General features: G+C 69.4%; 12 protein-coding genes. 8 read left to right on the top strand and 4 right to left on the bottom strand.

From position 1 onward, the window contains the following. Nucleotides 1–164 precede the first annotated feature (164 nt). Both R2K23_RS09170 and R2K23_RS09165 read left to right on the top strand, forming a co-directional pair. Entirely contained in the window at nucleotides 165–2339 is a 2175-nt protein-coding gene (locus R2K23_RS09170; RefSeq protein ID WP_416223217.1) for a molybdopterin-dependent oxidoreductase, read from the top strand. Between the two features lie 45 nt (nucleotides 2340–2384). Then, nucleotides 2385–3797, top strand: coding sequence for an NCS2 family permease (locus R2K23_RS09165; RefSeq protein WP_316516155.1), 1413 nt, complete (start codon nucleotides 2385–2387; stop codon nucleotides 3795–3797). Nucleotides 3798–3826: 29 nt separating this feature from the next. On the opposite strand, the gene htpG is transcribed toward R2K23_RS09165, so the two are convergent. After that, entirely contained in the window at nucleotides 3827–5770 is a 1944-nt protein-coding gene (gene htpG, locus R2K23_RS09160; protein WP_316516154.1) for a molecular chaperone HtpG, read from the bottom strand. Nucleotides 5771–5861: 91 nt separating this feature from the next. On the opposite strand from htpG, the gene R2K23_RS09155 reads away from it, so the two are divergent. After that, the gene (locus R2K23_RS09155; protein WP_316516153.1) at nucleotides 5862–6395 is read left to right on the top strand and encodes a YceI family protein; all 534 of its coding nucleotides are present in this window, start codon (nucleotides 5862–5864) and stop codon (nucleotides 6393–6395) included. A 31-nt stretch (nucleotides 6396–6426) separates the two neighbouring features. Here the strand turns inward: R2K23_RS09155 and R2K23_RS09150 are convergent, their stop codons facing one another. After that, complete coding sequence (locus tag R2K23_RS09150; RefSeq protein WP_316516152.1) at nucleotides 6427–6996, bottom strand: TetR/AcrR family transcriptional regulator; 570 nt, start codon at nucleotides 6994–6996, stop codon at nucleotides 6427–6429. Between the two features lie 89 nt (nucleotides 6997–7085). Between R2K23_RS09150 and R2K23_RS09145 the strand changes: the two genes are divergently transcribed. The 4 genes from R2K23_RS09145 to R2K23_RS09130 all read left to right on the top strand — a co-directional run bounded on the left by R2K23_RS09145 (nucleotide 7086) and on the right by R2K23_RS09130 (nucleotide 13568). After that, on the top strand, nucleotides 7086–8567 hold the full coding sequence (locus R2K23_RS09145; protein WP_316516151.1) for an FAD-dependent oxidoreductase: 1482 nt from the start codon (nucleotides 7086–7088) through the stop codon (nucleotides 8565–8567). 123 nt (nucleotides 8568–8690) lie between these two features. Next, nucleotides 8691–9407, top strand: a complete 717-nt coding sequence (locus tag R2K23_RS09140; RefSeq protein ID WP_316516150.1) for a TVP38/TMEM64 family protein — start codon at nucleotides 8691–8693, stop codon at nucleotides 9405–9407. A 251-nt stretch (nucleotides 9408–9658) separates the two neighbouring features. Next, nucleotides 9659–12550: an MMPL/RND family transporter gene (locus R2K23_RS09135; RefSeq protein ID WP_316516149.1), complete on the top strand. Its 2892-nt coding sequence runs from the start codon at nucleotides 9659–9661 to the stop codon at nucleotides 12548–12550. Between the two features lie 46 nt (nucleotides 12551–12596). After that, nucleotides 12597–13568, top strand: coding sequence for an aldo/keto reductase (locus tag R2K23_RS09130; RefSeq protein WP_316516148.1), 972 nt, complete (start codon nucleotides 12597–12599; stop codon nucleotides 13566–13568). Nucleotides 13569–13572: 4 nt separating this feature from the next. Here the strand turns inward: R2K23_RS09130 and R2K23_RS09125 are convergent, their stop codons facing one another. Beyond that, complete coding sequence (locus tag R2K23_RS09125) at nucleotides 13573–14820, bottom strand: DUF7373 family lipoprotein (protein ID WP_316516147.1); 1248 nt, start codon at nucleotides 14818–14820, stop codon at nucleotides 13573–13575. A 4-nt stretch (nucleotides 14821–14824) separates the two neighbouring features. Further along, nucleotides 14825–16255 carry a DUF2252 domain-containing protein gene (locus R2K23_RS09120; protein WP_316516146.1) on the bottom strand — a complete coding sequence of 477 codons (1431 nt, stop codon included), beginning with the start codon at nucleotides 16253–16255 and terminating at the stop codon, nucleotides 14825–14827. Nucleotides 16256–16433: 178 nt separating this feature from the next. On the opposite strand from R2K23_RS09120, the gene ponA2 reads away from it, so the two are divergent. Then, the gene (gene ponA2, locus R2K23_RS09115) at nucleotides 16434–18932 is read left to right on the top strand and encodes a transglycosylase/D,D-transpeptidase PonA2 (RefSeq protein ID WP_316516145.1); all 2499 of its coding nucleotides are present in this window, start codon (nucleotides 16434–16436) and stop codon (nucleotides 18930–18932) included. Nucleotides 18933–18951: the final 19 nt, after the last annotated feature.

Raw genomic sequence — 18951 nt, 5'->3', positions numbered from 1 at the left:
GGCCCAACTGCGGGGGGCAACCCGCGGCGGACAGTTATCGTGATCGTTACGGTAAGCCCGTCCGCCCGCGGCGCGGACTCGACAGATTGGGGCTCGACGTGTCCACCGACAACGCGTCCGGCGGTGCCGAGCAGAAGGTCACCTACTGCCGCATCTGCGAGCCGATGTGCGGCCTGATCGCGACGGTCGAGAACGACCGGCTGGTGTCGTTGCGCCCGGATCAGGACCATCCGCTGTCGCAGGGCCGCGCCTGCCCGAAGGGAATCGCGTTCACCGAGGTACAGAACGATCCGGACCGGGTGCTGACGCCGCTGCGCCGCCAGGACGACGGCAGCTTCGCCCCGGTGTCCTGGGACGACGCGCTCGATGACATCGCCGCCCGGTTGACCCGCATCCTGGCCGAGTCCGGCGGGGAGGCGGTCGGGCAGTACTTCGGCAACCCGGCCGCGTTCGGCTACGCGGCCAGCATCTGGTCCGGGTTCTTCATGAAGCGGGTCGGCGCCAATCACCTGTATTCGGCCGGCTCCCAGGACATCAACAGCCGCTACGTGGCCAGCAACCTGCTCTACGGCGCGGCCACCCAGCTGCCGTTCCCCGACCTGCCCCGCACCGACTTCCTGTTCATGCTCGGGGCCAACCCGTTGATCTCGCACGGCAGCGCGCTGCGGGTCCCCCGGGTCCGCGACGACCTGGCGGGCATCGTCAAGCGCGGCGGACGCGTGGTGGTCGTCGATCCCCGTCGCACCGAGACCGCCGCGGCCTACGAGCACGTGGCGGTGCGGCCGGACTCCGACGCCTGGCTGCTGCTGTCGATGCTGCAGGTCATCTTCGCCGAACAACTCGAGGACCGGCAGGCCATCGCCGCGCAGTCGACGGGCGCCGACACGCTGCGGGCCCTGTGCGCCGACTTCCCGCCCGAAGACACCGCGGCACGCACCGGCGTGCCCACCGACGTGGTGCGCGGCCTGGCCCGCGATTTCTGCGCCGCCCGCACCGCGGTGGCCTACGCCCGCACCGGCGCCTGCCTCGGGCATCACGGCACGTTGGTGAGCTTCTTGATCGACGTGCTCAACGTGGTCAGCGGCAATCTGGACCGCCCCGGCGGCAGCCTGATGTCGCACGCCGTCATCCCGCTGGAAGACATGGGTGAGAAGGCCGGCGCGTTCGACTACGACACCAAACGTTCCCGGATCGGGAACTTCCCCGCCGTGCACAACACGTTCCCGGCCGCGGTGATGGCCGACGAGATCACCACCCCCGGGCCCGGACAGTTGCGCGCGTTGTTCGTGTTGGCCGGCAACCCGGTGCTGTCGGTGCCCAACAGTCCCGCGCTCGACGCGGCGTTGGGCAAGCTGGATCTGCTTGTCTCGCTGGACTTCTACGTCAACGAGACCAACCGGCACGCGCACTACATCCTGCCCAGCACCACCATGCTCGAACGCGACGACCTGCCGATGGCGTTCGCGGCGTGCTGCCCGTCGGTGTACATCCAATCCACCGAGGCCGTGGTGAAGCCGTACGGGCAGGCCCGCCAGGAATGGGAGGTGTTCCAGGATTTGGCGGCCCGGATGGGGTTGTCGATGCTGGCCACCGGGGCGATGGAGAAGCTCAACCCGGTGCTGCACTGGGTGGAACGGCGCGGTCTGCGGTTCACGCCGCGGCGGATGATGGACCTGTTGCTGCGCACCGGCCCCTACGGCGACCGCTTCGGGCTGCGCCGGCGTGGTCTGAATCTCGAGAAACTGCGGCAACATCCGCACGGGATACTGCTCGCCGAGCACGCGCCGCACGGCGTGCTGCACAAGGTGGTCCGGCACTCCAGCCGCAAGGTGCGGCTGGATCCCCCGCAGATCGTCGCCGAGATCGGTCGGCTCGGCGACGCACCCGCCACCAGCGCCGAGTTCCCGCTGCTGGCCATCGGCATCCGGGAATTGAAGTCGCAGAACAGCTGGATGCACAACAGCCCGACGCTGATGAAGGGCAACCGGCGGCATCGGGCGCGGATCAACCCGCGCGACGCCGAGGCCGCGGGTCTGCGCGACGGTGGACGCGTGCGGGTGGTGTCGGTCGACGGGGCCATCGAAACCGAGGTGATGGTCACCGACGAGGTGGGCCCCGGCACCGTCGCGATCCCGCAGGGCTGGGGACACCGCGGCGGTGGCTGGCGGTTGGCCAACGCCAACCCGGGCGTCAACGTCAACGAACTGACGTCGAACCGCGCCGAGGACCTCGAGCTGCTGGCGGGGATGGCCGTGCTCAACGGGGTCGCGGTCCGACTGGAGGCCGTGCCGCTGGACGACGAGTTCGCCGCCGCGGCCAGCGCCGCCGAGTCCCCCTAGCCTCGCCCCCGCGCCGAGTCGCCACCGAGGCCGTAAGGTCGACCCGTGACCCGACTCGACAACTTCTTCGAGATCAGCTCGCGCGGCTCCACCGTGGGCGGCGAACTCCGTGGCGGTGTCGTCACTTTCATCGCGATGGCCTACATCATCGTGCTGAACCCGATCATCTTGTCCGGCACCGCCGACGTCGCGGGCAACGAACTGGGCTTCACCCAGGTCTCGGCGGTCACGTCGTTGGCCGCGGGCGTGATGACCATCGTGTTCGGCCTGGTGGCGCGGCTGCCGTTCGCGTTCGCCGCGGGGCTGGGCATCAACTCGTTCCTGGCGTCGTCGGTGGTCGGCGTGGTCACCTGGCCCGAGGCGATGGGCCTGGTGGTGATCAACGGGTTGATCATCGTGCTGCTGGCGGTCACCGGGCTGCGGCGCCTCATCTTCGAGGCGGTGCCGATGCCGCTCAAGCTCGGCATCACCGCCGGCATCGGCTTGTTCATCCTCTTCATCGGCCTGGTCGACGCCGGATTCGTCGGGTCGACGGGCCGGCCCTCTCCCCCGCTCGGGCTGGGCCAGGACGGCGCCGGGTCCATCGACAGCGTGCCGACGGCGGTATTCGTCGGGACGCTGTTGCTCACCGGGATCCTGGTGGCCCGAAAGGTGCGTGGCGCCATCCTGATCGGGCTGGCCGCGGGCACTGTGGTGGCGGTGGTGATCGAGGCGATCTGGCACCTGGGCTCGGCGACGGAGAACCCCGGCGGATGGGGTCTGTCGGTGCCGACGCTGTCCGGGTCGCCGTTCGCGATCCCCGATCTGTCGCTGATCGGCGAGTTCAGCCTCGACAGCGTCGGCCGGATCGGCGTCCTGGCCGCCGTGATGCTGGTCTTCACGCTGGTGTTCACCAACTTCTTCGACGCCATGGGCACGTTCACCGGACTGTCCCGACAGGCCGGGCTGGCCGACGAACGCGGCAACTTCCCGCGGCTGCGTGCCGCGCTGGTGGTCGAGGGCGCCGGCGCGGTGGTGGGCGGGGCGACCTCGTCGTCGTCGAACACGGTCTTCGTCGAATCCGGGGCCGGCATCGGCGAGGGTGCACGCACCGGGCTGGCGAGCGTGGTGACAGGCGGATTGTTCCTCGCGGCAATGTTTTTGACGCCGCTGGCCGCGGTGGTGCCGTCCGAGGTCGCCACCGCGGCGCTGGTGATCGTCGGCGCCATGATGGCCGCGAACCTGCGCGAGATCGATTTCTCGGACTTCTCGGTGGCGCTGCCGGTGGTGCTCACCGTGGCGGTGATGCCGCTGAGCTACTCGATTGCCAACGGCATCGGCGTCGGCTTCATCTCCTGGGTGGTGGTGCGCTCGGCGTCCGGCAAGGCCCGCGAGATCAGCCCGTTGTTGTGGATCGTCGCGGCCGGGTTCCTGCTGTACTTCGTCCGCGGGCCCATCGACGCGCTGCTGGGGGTCTGAGCCCCCAGAAGTCGGCTCTTCTCGGCGAACTAGACGGTGCCGGTCAACCGCTGCGCGAGCAACGCGGCGAACTTCGCCGGATCGTCGGGAATGTCGCCTTCGGCGAGAAGCGCGGTGCCGTAGAGCAATTCGGCCGTATCCGCCAGGTGTTGCTGGTGCGCGTCGTCGCCCCCGTCCCGGTGCGAGCGCTGCAGGCCCACCACCAGCGGATGCTTCGGGTTGAGCTCCAGGATGCGTTTGCCCACCGGCACCTCCTGACCCGACGCGCGGTACATGCGCGCCAGCGCCGGGGTCATCCCGAAGTTGTCGGTGATCAAGCAGGCCGGCGACTCCGTGAGCCGGGTGGACAGCCGAACCTCTTTGACGTGCTCATCGAGGGTGTCCTTCAGCCAGCTCAGCAGATCGGCGAAATCCCGCTCCGCCTCCTGTCGTTCGGCTTCGTGCGCCGCCTTCTCCTCCTCGGAGTCCAGATCGACCTCACCCTTGGCCACCGATTGCAGTGGCTTGCCGTCGAACTCGGGCACCGAGCCGGTCCACACCTCGTCGACGGGGTCGGTGAGCAGCAACACCTCGTATCCCTTGGCCTTGAACGCCTCGAGGTGCGGGGAGGCCAATATTTGCTCGCGGGACTGCCCGGTGGCGAAGAAGATCTGCTCCTGACCGTCCTTCATCCGCTCGACGTAGTCGGCCAGGGTCGTGCGCTTTTCGTCGTCGTGGGTGGAGGCGAACGACGCGACGCCCAACAGTGTCTCCCTGTTGTCGACGTCGGACATCAACCCTTCCTTGAGGACCGACCCGAATTGGGTCCACAACGTGTCGTAGTCCTGGGGCCGCTCCGACTGCATGCTCTTGATCACCGACAGGACCTTCTTGGTCAGGCGGCGGCGGATGGCGGTGAGCTGCCGGTCCTGCTGCAGGATCTCGCGTGAAACGTTGAGCGACATGTCCTCCGCGTCCACCACGCCCTTGACGAAGCGCAGGTAGGGCGGCATGAGCTGCTCGCAGTCGGCCATCACGAACACCCGTTTGACGTAGAGCTGTACGCCCACTTTGGCGTCCCGCATGAACAGGTCGAACGGGGCGTGCGACGGGATGAACAACAGCGCCTGGTAGGAGAAGGTCCCTTCGGCCTTCATCGAGATGATCTCGAGCGGGTCGTCCCAGGCGTGCGCGATGTGCCGGTAGAACTCCTTGTACTCGTCGTCGGAGACCTCGGACCGGTCCCGGGCCCAGAGCGCCTTCATGGAGTTCAGGGTCTGGGTTTCGACGGTGAGTTCTTCCTCGCCGCCCTCCTCGGCCGGCGGCGTGCGCCGTTCCACCTGCATCCGGATGGGCCAGGCGATGAAGTCGGAGTACTTCTTGACCAGCTCCCGGATCTTCCACTCCGAGGTGTAGTCGTGCAGTTCGTCCTCGGCGTCCTCGGGCTTGAGGTACAGGGTGACCGAGGTGCCCTGCGGCGCGTCCTCGACCGGCTCGACGGTGTAGGTGCCGTCACCGCTCGAGGTCCACCGGGTTGCGGTGCTCTCGCCGGCCTTGCGGGTGAGCAACTCGACCTTGTCGGCGACCATGAACGTCGAATAGAAGCCGACACCGAACTGGCCGATCAGTTCTTCGGAGGTATCGGCCGAGTCGGCTTCGCGCAGCTTCTGACGCAGCTCACCGGTGCCCGACTTGGCGAGCGTACCGATGAGGTCCACGACCTCATCGCGGGTCATGCCGATGCCGTTGTCGCGCAGGATCAGGGTGCGCGGCGGGCCCTGGTCCACCTCGATCGCGATATGCAGATCGGAGGTGTCGACGTCCAGGTCCTTGTTCCGCAGCGCCTCGATCCGCAGCTTGTCCAGTGCGTCGGAGGCGTTCGAGATCAACTCCCGCAGAAACGAGTCCTTGTTGGAGTACACCGAGTGGATCATCAGATCCAGCAGTTGACGGGCCTCGGCCTGGAATTCCAGCTGCTCCGCCTGTGAGGTCATGGCACTCCCCGTTCGACGACAAACCTTCGAATACCGACAACCGAAAGATGATAGTGAGCCGAGGCCACCGGCCGCTACTAGGTTGGTCGGGGTGACCACCCGGACCCGCACCCTCGACCAGAACGACGGCACGCTGACGCTCCGCACCGGCGTCACGGGCCGCGCCGCGCGAATGGGGCATCGGCTGACCATCGCGTTGGACTCCTGGCGGGCCAGTGTCACCTTCTCCGCCGACACCCCGGTGGCCGCGAGCATGGTGATCGACGTCGACTCGCTCCGGGTGATCGACGGTGCCGGCGGCCTGACGCCGCTGACGGGACCGGAGAAGGTCCTGGTGCGGGGCAACGCGCTGAAGACGCTGGCCGCCCAACGCTTCCCCACCGTCGAGTTCGACGCCGAGACCATCGAGGCCACCGACGCCGGGTACCGGCTGGTGGGTCCCCTGACCCTGCACGGCGTCACCCGCGACACCGCGGTCGCCGTCCAGTTGACCGACGGCACCCGCATCAGCGCCCGCGCCGCGGTGTCGCACAAGAACTTTCGGATCCGGCCCTACAGCATGGCCATGGGCGCGATGAAGGTCGCCGACGAGGTGGCCATCGAGTTCAACGCGACGCTGCGGTAAGGAACCGGCGTCCGGTCAATCAGCTTGGCCCTCAGCAGGTCTCGCCCGGCGCCGGACCCGCCAGGTAGTGCGCGATGACGGGACGCAACCACTCGACGAGCGTGGCGGAGTCCATCGACACCAGCGGCGGCACGCCGACGATGTTGCGGGCCACCACGATCCCGAGTACCTGCGAGCCCACCATCGCCGCGCGCTCTAACGGGCGGTCGATGGCCGCCGCCGCCAGCGCCGGGGCGACCTGTTGGACGAAGACCTCCAGGAGCATGTCCGCGGCCGCGCGGTTGGTGGCGGCGGCCCGCAGCAGCGGGATGAACGCGCCCTCGCTGCCCCACACCTGCTCCAGCAGCGGCACCAGCACCTCGGCGACCCGCTCCGGCCGGGTTTCGGTGAGGTCCGGGAACGGGATCTCGAGCTTCGAGGCCTCCGCGAACAGGTTGGCCTTGCTGCCGAAGTAGTGCATCACCAGCGCGGGGTCGACGTCGGCCGCGGCGGCGATCGAGCGGATGGTGGCGCGTTCGAAACCGTGGGCCCCGAACTGCGTGCGTGCGGCCGCCAGGATCGTGGCTCGGGTGGCGTCGGCATCGCGGGTCTTGGCAGCCATGAACACAGTCTATTCAACAACTGTTGACAGGACCCCCGGACGGACTTACCGTGGAATTCAACAAGCGTTGAACTGCATGGGAGGCGGTCATGATCAGCAAAGATGCCGATGCCCGCGTCGATGTCGTCGTCGTCGGCGCCGGACCGACCGGATTGACGGCGGCGGGAGACCTCGCACGCCTGGGGCGGCGAGTAGTGGTCCTGGAGCGGTGGCCGAAGATCAACCCGTCGAGCCGCGCCTTCGCCACCATGGCGCGCACCCTGGAGGTGCTCGACGCCCGCGGCCTGGCCGACGGGCTGCTCGCCGAGTCCCACCGGGCCCCGGCGGTCACGCTGTTCGCCGGGGCCCGGCTCGACCTGACCCTGCTGGACTCCCAGTACCCGTTCGTGATGATCGCGCCGCAGACGAAGGTCGACGCGGCCCTGGCCCGCTACGCCCTCGAGCAGGGTGCCGAGGTCCGGCGTGGGCACGAGGTGACCGGCCTGGCCCAGGACGCCCACGGGGTCAGCGTGACCGCGCGGGGCGCCGATGGGCGATCCCAGACCTGGCACGCGCGCTATCTGATCGGGGCCGACGGCGCCCACAGCACCGTGCGCACCCTGGTCGGCGCCGACTTCCCCGGCGAGACCATCCTGCGCTCAATGGTGTTGGCCGACATCGAACTTGCCGAGGGCCCCGACGGCGGCGGCCTGACGGTCGGCAACACCGAGAACGTCCTCGGATTCCTGGCGCCCTACGACGCGCCCGCCGACGGTACCGACGCCGGGGGGCGGTGGTTCCGGGCGATGGTCTGGGACCGCCGGCACCAGTTGCCCGACACCGAGCCGGTGACCCGCGGCGAGGTCGAACGTGCGCTGGCCGAGGCCATGCAGGCCGACTTCGGCCTGGTCCAGATGGGCTGGACCTCCCGATTCCATTCGGACGAAAGACAAGTCGCGGCCTACCGCCACGGCCGGGTGTTCCTGGCCGGCGACGCCGCCCACGTGCACTCGCCGATGGGCGGGCAGGGCATGAACACCGGGATCCAGGACGCGGCCAACCTCGCCTGGAAGATCGATGCGGTGCTGGGCGGTGCCGACGACGCGGTCCTGGACACCTATCACAGTGAGCGTCACCCCATCGGCAAGCGGGTGCTACGCCAGTCGGGCCTGCTGGCCCGCGCGGTGACCATGCACGCCCGTCCGGCCCGTTGGGTGCGGGACCTGTTGGTGCCCAACGCTCTACGCATTCCGCGGGTGCGCGCCGCGGTGGCCGGCAGTTTCGCGGGCACCATGCTGCGCTATGGACCCGGGCACGGATTGATCGGACGACGGGCCACCGCGGTCCCGCTGATCGGCCCGCGCCTGACCGAGCTGCAACGCACCCCCGGGTTCGTGCTGGTGCGCGAGCGGGGCGCCCGGGCCCTCGACGTCGAGCTGCGCCAGGCCCAACGCGCCACCGACGGCGACGCGCTGCTGGTCCGCCCCGACGGCTACATCGCCTGGGCGGGCGATTCCCGCGACGTCGCCGGTTGGTCGGCCGCGCTGCGCCGATGGACCGGGGCGCGGTCGCGCACGGCCGCCCGGTCGTAGCGCTCCGCGGCAGCGTCGGCACCGCCCCACCCCGCCGCCACGTGTCGCTCAGAGCTGGGCAATGCGGACAGGCGCCCCGGCGGACTCGTGCCGCCGGCCCGCACTGCGGCAGGATGACGGGCGATGAGCGACGACGACCCCGCCGTGTCCCGGCGCCGCCACGCGGTGCGGCTGCTGGTGTTCGCCGCGTTCCTGTTCGCGTTGTTCTACGCGGTGGCGATCGCGCGGGTCCTCGACGTGGAGGCCGTCCGCGGCTTCATCGCCGCCACCGGGCCGGCGGCCCCGCTGGTCTACGTCGTGGCCTCCGCGCTGCTCGGTGCGATCTTCGTGCCCGGCCCCATCCTGGCCGCCGGCAGCGGATTCTTGTTCGGCCCGCTGCTGGGCACCTTCGTCACACTCGGCGCGACGGTCGGCACCGCCTGCGTGGCCAGCCTGGGCGGTCGGCGCGCCGGCCGCGAGAGCGCTCGGGGCCTGCTGGGCGCCGAGCGCGCGGACCGCCTCGACGCGCAGATCGAGCGCCGCGGCCTATGGGCGGTGGTCGGCCAGCGCTTCATCCCGGGCGTCTCCGACGCGCTGGCCTCCTACGGATTCGGCGCCTTCGGGGTCCCGCTGTGGCAGATGGCGGTGGGCGCGTTCATCGGCTCGGCGCCGCGCGCCTTCGTCTACACCGCGCTGGGCGCGTCGATCGGCGACCTGTCCGCGCCGCTGGCCTACACCGCCATCGGAGTGTGGTGCGTCATGGCGATCATCGGGGTCTTCGCCGCCCGCAGCGGGTACCGGTCGTGGCGGCGCTCCCGGGCCGACTCCCCCGGCGGCGGAGCCACCCCCGGTGCCGACTAAGGCTTACCTATAACCGGCGTCTACACTCGACCCCGACCGCGACGGCGTTTCGGTGCGTGCGCAGCGGTGGGGACCCGCCTCGCGGCGCATGGCGAGAGCCCCGAGCCGCACCGCCGTGTGATATTAGTAGTCGTACTAACAGATGCGAAAGTGCCGGATTCGCCCACGCGATTCCCCGACCGACCACGGGTGGTTTCTACTGATGGCCGATACCGGCACCAGCACGGAGTGCGCGGCCCAGTGATGCCCGCATGAGCACCCTGATCCCCGGCGCGGCCAGCGGCGTCCCGGGCGCCCCGCCCCCGGCCGAACACGAGAAACGCCGCGGATTGGCCAAGTGGCTGCGCACCCTCGCCGTTCCCGTCATCCTCGTCTGGATCGGTTTCGTGGCGCTGCTGAACATCACGGTGCCGCAGCTCGAGGTCGTCGGGCAGATGCGTTCGGTGTCGATGGCCCCGGACGACGCGCCGTCGGTTATCGCGATGAAACGGGTCGGGCAGGTCTTCGAGGAGTTCAGCTCCGACAGCTCGGCGATGATCGTGCTCGAACACGACGATCAGCTCGACGACGCGTCGCACTACTTCTACGACGACATGATCGCCAAGCTCAAGGCGGACACCAAGCACGTCGAGCATGTCCAGGACTTCTGGGGCGACCCGCTGACCGAGGCCGGTGCGCAGAGCCCCGACGGCAAGGCCACCTACGTCCAGGTGTACCTCGCCGGCAACATGGGCGAGGCCCTGGCCAACGAATCGGTGCAGGCGGTCACCGAACTCGTCGAGGGCCTCGAGCCGCCGCCGGGGCTGTCGGTCTTCATCACCGGTAGCTCGGCGCTGGCCAACGACCAGCAGATCTCCGGTGACCGCTCGGTGCGCGTCATCGAGACGGTCATCTTCGCCGTCATCATCACGATGCTGCTGCTGGTCTACCGATCGATCGTCACCACGGTCCTGGCGCTGGTCATGGTGGTGTTGAGTCTGGCCTCGGCGCGCGGTGTGGTGGCGTTCTTGGGCTACCACGACCTGATCGGACTCTCGACGTTCGCCACCCAACTGCTGGTGACTCTGGCGGTGGCCGCCGCCACCGACTACGCGATCTTCCTGTTCGGGCGATATCAGGAGGCCCGCACCAAGGGCATGGACCGCGAGGCGGCCTACTACGACATGTTCCACGGCACCGCACACGTGGTGCTCGGATCGGGCATGACGATCGCCGGGGCCATGCTGTGCCTGAGCTTCACCCGGCTGCCCTACTTCCAGACCCTGGGCATCCCGATGTTCGTCGGCATGGTGGTGGTGGTCCTCACCGCGCTGACGCTGGGGCCGGCGATGGTCAGCGTCGCCACCCGGTTCGGCAAGATCCTCGAACCCAAGCGCGCCATGCGCATCCGGATGTGGCGACGGATCGGCACCATCGTGGTGCGGTGGCCCGGCCCGGTGCTGCTGGCCACGGTCGCGCTGTCGCTGGTCGGGCTGTTGACCCTGCCCGGCTACCAGACCAACTACAACGACCGCAACTACCTGCCCACGGACCTGCCCGCCCAGGAGGGCTTCGCCGCGGCCGAACGGCACTTCTCGGCGGCCCGGATGAATCCCGAGTTGCTGCTCATCGAGACCGAGCGCGACCTGCGCAACCCCGCGGACTTCCTGGTGATCGAGAAGATCGCCAAGGAGGTGTTCCGGGTGCCGGGCATCGGCGAGGTCCAGTCCATCACCCGCCCGGAGGGCGAACCGCTGGAGTACAGCACCATCCCCGCCCAGATGGGCCAGAGCGGTCTGTTGATGGACATGAACCGCAAGTACCTGATGGACCGCATCGACGACATGCTGGTGCAGGCCGACGACATGCAGGCCAACATCGACACCATGGACCGCATGGTCGAATTGATGACGGAGATGTCGGCGACCACCAGCAGCATGACCGCCAAGACCCACGTGATGGTCGACAACGTGATCGAATTGCGGGACCACATCTCGGATTTCGAGGACTTCATCCGGCCGATCCGCAACTACCTGCACTGGGAACCGCACTGCTACAACATCCCGCTGTGCCAGTCCATGCGATCGGTGATGGAGGCCATCGACGCCACCGATGTCATGACCGCGCAGATGGAGGAGCTGCTACCGGACCTGGATCGGCTCAACGCGCTGATGCCGCAGATGATCGCGCTGATGCCCCAGCAGATCGAGTCGATGCGCAACATGCGCACCACCATGCTGACCATGTACCAGACCCAGAAGGGTCTGCAGGATCAGATGGCCGCCCAGCAAGAGAATCAGACGGCCATGACCCGGGCGTTCAACGACGCCAAGAACGACGACACGTTCTATCTGCCGCCGGAGATCTTCGACAACGAGGACTTCAAGCGCGGCATGGAGAGCTTCATCTCGCCGGACGGAAAGTCGGTGCGGTTCATCATCTCTCACGACGGTGACCCGCTGACGCCGGACGGCATCAAAATCATCGACGGCATCAAGCTGGCCGCCAAGGAGGCCATCAAAGGCACCCCGCTGGAGGGCTCGAAGATCCAGGTGGCCGGCACCGCCGCGGCGTTCAAGGACATGCAGGAAGGCAACAACTACGACCTGCTGATCGCCGGCATCTCCGCCATCTGCCTGATCTTCATCATCATGCTGCTGATCACCAAGAGCCTGGTGGCCGCCGGGGTCATCGTCGGCACCGTGCTGCTGTCGCTGGGCGCCTCCTTCGGTGTGTCGGTGTTGGTGTGGCAGCACCTGGTCGGCATCGAGTTGCACTTCATGGTGATGGCCATGGCGGTGATCGTGCTGTTGGCCGTCGGCGCGGACTACAACCTGCTGCTGGTCGCCCGACTCAAGGAAGAGGTGCACGCCGGCATCAACACCGGCATCATCCGCGCCATGGGCGGCACCGGTTCGGTGGTGACCGCGGCCGGGCTGGTGTTCGCGTTCACCATGATGTCGATGATGGTCTCCGAGATGGTGGTGGTGGCCCAGATCGGCACCACGATCGGCATGGGCCTGATGTTCGACACGTTGGTGATCCGCGCGTTCATGATGCCGTCCATCGCGGCGCTGATGGGCAAGTGGTTCTGGTGGCCGCAACGGGTGAAGCAGCGGCCCTCGCAGGGCGCCATCACCCGGCTGGCCACCCGCAGTTCCTGACGGCGTTCCCGCCGCCGCCGGTCACCCGATCAGTACGGTGGACCGCATGAGATACCTCGACGTGGATGGGCTCGGTCAGGTCAGCCGGATCGGCCTGGGGACCTGGCAGTTCGGTTCCCGGGAGTGGGGTTACGGCGAGAACTACGCGAGTGGCGCCGCCCGCGACATCGTCCGCCGGGCCCGCGAACTCGGCGTGACACTGTTCGACACCGCCGAGATCTACGGCATGGGCAAGAGCGAACGCATCCTGGCCGAGGCGCTCGGCGAGGAGCGGTCAGAGGTGGTGGTGGCCAGCAAGATCTTCCCGATCGCGCCGTTTCCCGCCGTGGTCAAGCAACGCGCCGAGGCCAGCGCCCGGCGGCTGCGGCTCGAGACCATCCCGCTGTACCAGATTCACAAGCCCAACCCGGTGGTCCCCGATTCGGTGATCATGCCGGGCATGCGGGAACTGCTGGAGAGCGGGCGCATCCGCCGGGCCGGCGTCTCCACCTACTCCCTGGAGCGCTGGCGCAAGGCCGATGCCGCGTTGGGCCTGCCGGTGATCAGCAACCAGGTGCACTTCTCGTTGGCCAATCCCGCTCCGCTCGACGACCTGGTGCCGTTTGCCGAGCAGCACCAACGGGTGGTGATCGCCTACAGCCCGCTGGCCCAGGGACTGCTCAGCGGCAAGTACGGGTTGCAGAATCGCCCCGGCGGGGTGCGGGCCACCAATCCGCTGTTCGGCACCGAGAACCTCAGCCGGATCGAGCCGTTGCTCGACGTGTTGCGTCAGGTGGCCGTCGAGGTGGACGCCAAGCCCGCACAGGTGGCGCTGGCCTGGCTGCTGAGCCTGCCGCAGGTGGTCGCCATCCCGGGCGCCTCCAGCGTCGAACAGCTCGAATTCAACGTCGCCGCAGCCGAAATCGAGCTCAGCGCCGAAGCGCAGCAGCGGCTGACCGTCGCCGCCCGGGCGTTCCATCCGGTATCGGCGCCGCGCAGCATGGCCAACATGCTGCTGGAGAGGATCGGTCGCCGCTGAGCGCTCAAGCGGTCAGGATGCGGTACTGCGCGCCGGCCTGCTGCCTCGCGTCCTGCAGCGACTGGGAAAACACGGTGTAGGCGTAGCGGTCGACGTGGGCGACGCATTTGAAGTGCCATGAGCTCCATTGCCACGTCACGGGCGTCGTCCCGGATTCGTAGCCCTCGGTGCGTTCGAAGCAGCGCGCGGCGGGCAGTCCGGGCACCGCGTCGTCGAGCGGCTCGGCACTCGGGGCGTCGGCGGCGACGGTCTGCAGATATTCGGCCAGCGCGGCGGCCGCGCCCTCGTCGCGAGTCCGGTACACCGTGGCCAACCGCTGCGCGACGACGTCCACGTCGGCGTCGTCGAACGCCTCGCGCGCCGAGCGGGGGTCCGGCTCGAAATGCAGCCACGCCAACGGTTGCCACGCGCCGGTGGACACCGGCAGACCGCCGTTGCTCTGGTCGGTCAGCACCGCGGGCAACAACTCACCGGAAGGATCCTTGGGCAGCTGTCCCAGCACGTCGACCGGCGTGGGCACAAAGTTGTCGATCAGCGGGACCTGCTGGTCGAGGCAGTCCCCGATCAGTTCGCGGGCGGCCGCGGCGGAGTCGGCGCCGGGCGCGGCCAGTTGATAGAGGACGTACGGACCGTGGGCGGTGAAGCTGCGCACCCGGGAGGTCCCCCCGAAGTCGGTGTAGCTCACCGCGCTCGCGTCGGGGTGGCCGGGAATCGGTGCGGGTTCCCGCGGGGACTCGCCGTGCCCCGGCGCGTCGAGGGCCGCGGCGATCTCGGCCGCGGCCGCCTGGGCCGCCGCGGGATCGGGGAACCGCAGCACGGCGTTGAGCAACGAGCCCCCCGTGGCGGCGTCGGCGGCGCCGCGCCAACTCGAGAAGCCCGCGATCAGACCGCGGTTGCGGCCCGCCTCCACGACACCCGGGGCCTCGCCCACGACCTGCTGCAGAATGTCGGCGCTGGGGATCGACTGGTTCACCCCGTTGCCCGCGCCGACGGCCGGCCGGGTCAGCTCCTCGTCGACTTCCCATGGGCCGACGACAAATTCGGCGATCCGCTGGCTCTCGAGCAGACCGCGGGCGAACGCGTCGTCGCCGGCGGTACCCAACTCCCGGGTGGGCGCGGTGTCGTAGTCGCCGGTGTCCAGTTGCGCGACGACGGCCGCATCGGGAGCCCGCACGGCCTCCCCGGCGACGGTGCCCGCGCAGCCGGTGAGCGTCAGCGCCGCCGCGGCCAGCATTGCGATCCCCCCGCGCATCGGCCTATACCCCGCGCTCGATGGGCAGGCGGCCCGATTGGACCGCGGCCAGCAGCGCGGCGTGGTCGGCCTCGGTCTGATCGGCGTAGCGGCGGGCGAAGTCGCACAGCGCGTCGTCGACCTTTTCGGAGCGGCCCAGGTACCCGGCGATCATCGAGGCGCCGCTGGTGCGGGCGTGCCCCTTGGCCAGCAACTGGCCGACCACCCCGGCGTAGTCGATGAGCGCGGTCGGGTCCATCGAGTCCAACGCGATGCTGCCCTTCATGTTGCGGAACTGGCGCACGTAGTACTGCAGCCCGTCCACCGTGGTCCAGCCCAGCAGCGGATCGCTGACCGTCTGCAGCGCCTGCTGGTATTCGACCACCCGCTGGCCCTGATGGGCGTGCCATGCGGACTCGCCGTGGACGTAGCGGGCCAGCACCGAGCGGCGGGCCTGCTTGAGCTGGAGGAACACCACGTCCTCGGGTGAGGACCCCTCCAGCAGCGCGACGTAGGCGCGCAGCCCGACGCTGCCCACGCCGACCACCTTGTGCGCGACGTCGAGCAGGGTGTAGCCGCCGAGCACGCGGCGCCAGTGCGTCGACAGCGTCAGCAGGTATTCGTCGAGGGCCACGGCCAGCGCCTCGGCCTCGCGGTCCGGGAGCCGGGTGATCAGCGGCGGCTCCTCGACGATGCGGCGCACCCCGTCGATCTCCTGGGTGAACCGGGGCAGCGCGCGGTCACTGGTGCGGTTGCGGGCCCGCCGCGCCGAGCGCCGCACCTCGTCGGCCAGCGACTGCGCGGTCTCCCCCGCGAGCCGCTCGACGTCGAGGCGGGTGAAGGACCGGGAGAACAGCGGCTCCTCGGCGAGCCGCCGCAACTCCAGCCGATACGAGGTGACGCAGGAGCGCACCGCCGCGCCGCAGTCGTCCTCGGCGGCGCCGTTCTGCCGGCCGGCCACCCAGATGCTGGCGACCAGGCGACGCAGATCCCATTCCCAGCCGCCCGGATGGGCCTCGTCGAAGTCGTTGAGGTCCAGCACCAGGTCCCGCTCGGGCGAGGCGTAGAAGCCGAAGTTGCCCAGGTGGGAATCGCCGCAGACCACCGGGGTGATGCCGGTCGAGGGCAACCGGGCGACGTCGTCGGCCATCACCACCGCGCTGCCCCGCAGGAAGCCGTAGGGCGACGCCGCCATCCGGCCCACCCGCACCGGGATCAGGTGGGGTTGGCGGCCATGGTGGTTGAGTTCGATCAGCCGGATCGGGTCGGGGCGGTCCGGCGGCGGCGTCCAGTCGGCCAGTTCGCTGCGGTGTACCTTCTCGCGCAGGCTCTTGCCCAGCGCGTACCGCTCGGCGCGGGTCACCGGACGCTGCAGCAGTGAGTGGTAGGCGCTGCTGTCGATGTCGGCCAGCACGGTGTGTCTGAGCGGCGGACTGCCCGGTGCGGCACTGCTCACCGTGCGATCACCTCCTGCTGCGGCCGAATGCGTGGCCTCTATGTTGCCACCGGCGATACCCCGGCCCGCGCGCAGCGTGCGCATGTCCGGCCGGCGTGGGCAGGCACCGCGCCGACGGGGGCGACGCGCGGCGGCGAACCCCGCGGCAGCAAATCGCCGACGGCTTAGGGTGGTTGGTATGTCCGAGGAGCGCCGGCAGCGGCGAGCAACAGTGGCCAAGCTGGCGCTGTACTGCGTGCTCGCCGGGGTGCTGGTCGCCGCGTTGGCATTTCCGGTCGCCGGCGGCGCCGGCCTGATCGCGATGCGCGTGTCCGACGCGGTCACCGAGGACACCACCAAGATGGTGCAGGGCGAGGTGCCGGTGGTCACCACCATGGTCGACGCCGGTGGTAAACCGATCGCCTGGCTGTACGCGCAACGGCGGTGGCCGGTCCCGACCGCGCGGATCGCCGACACCATGAAGCTGGCGATCGTCTCGATCGAGGACAAGCGCTTCGCCGAGCACAACGGCGTGGACGTGCAGGGGACGCTCACCGGGTTCCTGGGGTATCTGCGCGACGACGAGGACACCCGCGGCGGCTCGACCATCGAGCAGCAGTACGTCAAGAACTTCAACTTCCTGGTCGACGCGCAAACCGATGCGGAGCGCCGCGCGGCGATCGCGGCCACCCCGGCGCGCAAACTCCGCGAGATCCGCGCCGCTATGGCGTTGAACCAGGCGCTGTCCAAACCGGAGATCCTGACCCGCTACCTGAACCTGGTGTCGTTCGGCAACGGCGCCTTCGGCGTGCAGGACGCGGCGCGCACCTATTTCGGGGTCAACGCCGCGGACCTGAACTGGCCGCAGGCCGCGCTGCTGGCCGGCATGGTGCGGTCGACGAGCGCGCTGAATCCCTACACCAACCCCGAGGGGGCGTTGAAGCGCCGCAACGTCGTGCTCGACACCCTGATCGAGAACCTGCCCGAGCGCGCCGAGGAATTGCGCGCCGCCAAGGCCGAGCCGCTGGGAGTGCTGCCCAACCCCCGGCCGCTGCCGCACGGCTGCATCGCCGCCGGCGACCGGGCGTTCTTCTGCGAATACGCGCTGCAGTACCTGGCCCGGGCCGGGCTGCGCAAGGAGGACGTGGCGCGCAACGGCTACCTGATCCGGACCACGCTGGACCCCAAGGTGCAGGACAGCGTGAAGCGCGGCGTGGACGCGGTGGCCGCCCCGGACCTCGACGGCGTGGCCAGCGTGATGAGCGTGGTGCAGCCCGGCAGGGACGCGCACCGGGTGCTGGCGATGGCCGACAACCGCACCTACGGCTTGAATCTCAAGGCCAACGAGACCATGCAGCCGCAGCCCTTCTCGCTGGTGGGCGACGGCGCCGGGTCCATCTTCAAGATCTTCACCGCGGCCGCCGCGCTGGATCTGGGGATGGGCATCGACAACGACCTCGACGTGCCGAACACGTTCCAGGGCAAGGGGTTGGGCAGCAGTTCCTCCCCCGGCTGCCCGCCGATGACGTGGTGCGTGCGCAACGCCGGCGGGGCGGGTTTCCAGAGCCCGATGAACTTCACCGACGCGCTGGCCAAGTCGCCCAACACCGCGTTCGCCAAGCTCATTGCGCAGGTGGGGGTTTCGCCCGTGGTGGACATGGCGGTCCGGCTCGGGCTGCGCTCCTACGCCGAGCCTGGCACCGCCCGCGCCTACCACCCGGACGGCAACGAAAGCCTGGCCGACTACCTCAAACGGCAGAACCTGGGGTCGTTCACGCTGGGACCGGTGGAGGTCAACCCGCTGGAGTTGTCCAACGTGGGCGCGACGCTGGCCTCCGGGGGCGTGTGGTGCCCGCCGACGCCGATCGACAAGATCTTCGACCGCCACGGCCGCGAGGTGACGCTGGACACCCCGGCCTGCGAACAGGCGGTGCCCGAGGGACTGGCGAATGCGTTGATGGTCGCGCTCAGCGAGGACCACACCGGCGGAACCGCCACCGCCGCAGCCGCTTCGGTGGGCTGGGACCTGCCGATGGCCGGCAAGACCGGCACCACCGAGTCCCACCGCTCCTCCGGGTTCCTGGGCTTCACCAACCAGTACGCCGCGGCGAACTACATCTTCGACGACACCCCCAACCCGTCGGGAATCTGCTCGTATCCGCTGCGCAAGTGCGGCAGCGGCAGCCTGTACGGCGGCAACGAGCCCGCCCGCACCTGGTACACCGCGATGAAGCCGATCGCCGAAGACCTGGGACCGCTGCGGTTGCCGCCCACCGAGCCGCGCTGGGTCGACGGCGGCCCCGGCAGCGAGGTGCCGTCGGTGACCGGACTCAAGCTGGACGCCGCGCGGAAACGGTTGATCGACGCGGGCTTCCGCGTGGCCGACGAGCCCACGCCGGTCAACAGTTCCGCGTCGCGGGGCACGGTGGTGGGCACCACGCCGAAGGGCAAGACCATCCCGCGGTCGATCATCACCATCAACACCAGCACCGGGGTCGCGCCCGCGCCGGTGTATCAGCCGCGCTACGACCGACCGTCCGGGCCGCCCCCGCCGCCCGATGCTCCGCCGCCGGCCAGCCCGCCCCCGAACATCATCGAGATCCCGGGGCTGCCGCCGATCACCCTGGCGCCACCACCTCCTCCGGCCCCGGCTCCGCCGCCGCCGCCGGTGGCCCCTCCGCCGCCCCCGCCGACGTAGCGGACGGTGGACTGACCAG

It is taken from the genome of Mycolicibacterium sp. MU0050, assembly GCF_963378085.1.
Classification (GTDB): Bacteria; Actinomycetota; Actinomycetes; order Mycobacteriales; family Mycobacteriaceae; genus Mycobacterium; species Mycobacterium wendilense.
The sequence above is the reverse complement of the archived record's forward strand: the minus strand, read 5'-3'. Positions and strand labels throughout refer to the sequence as shown.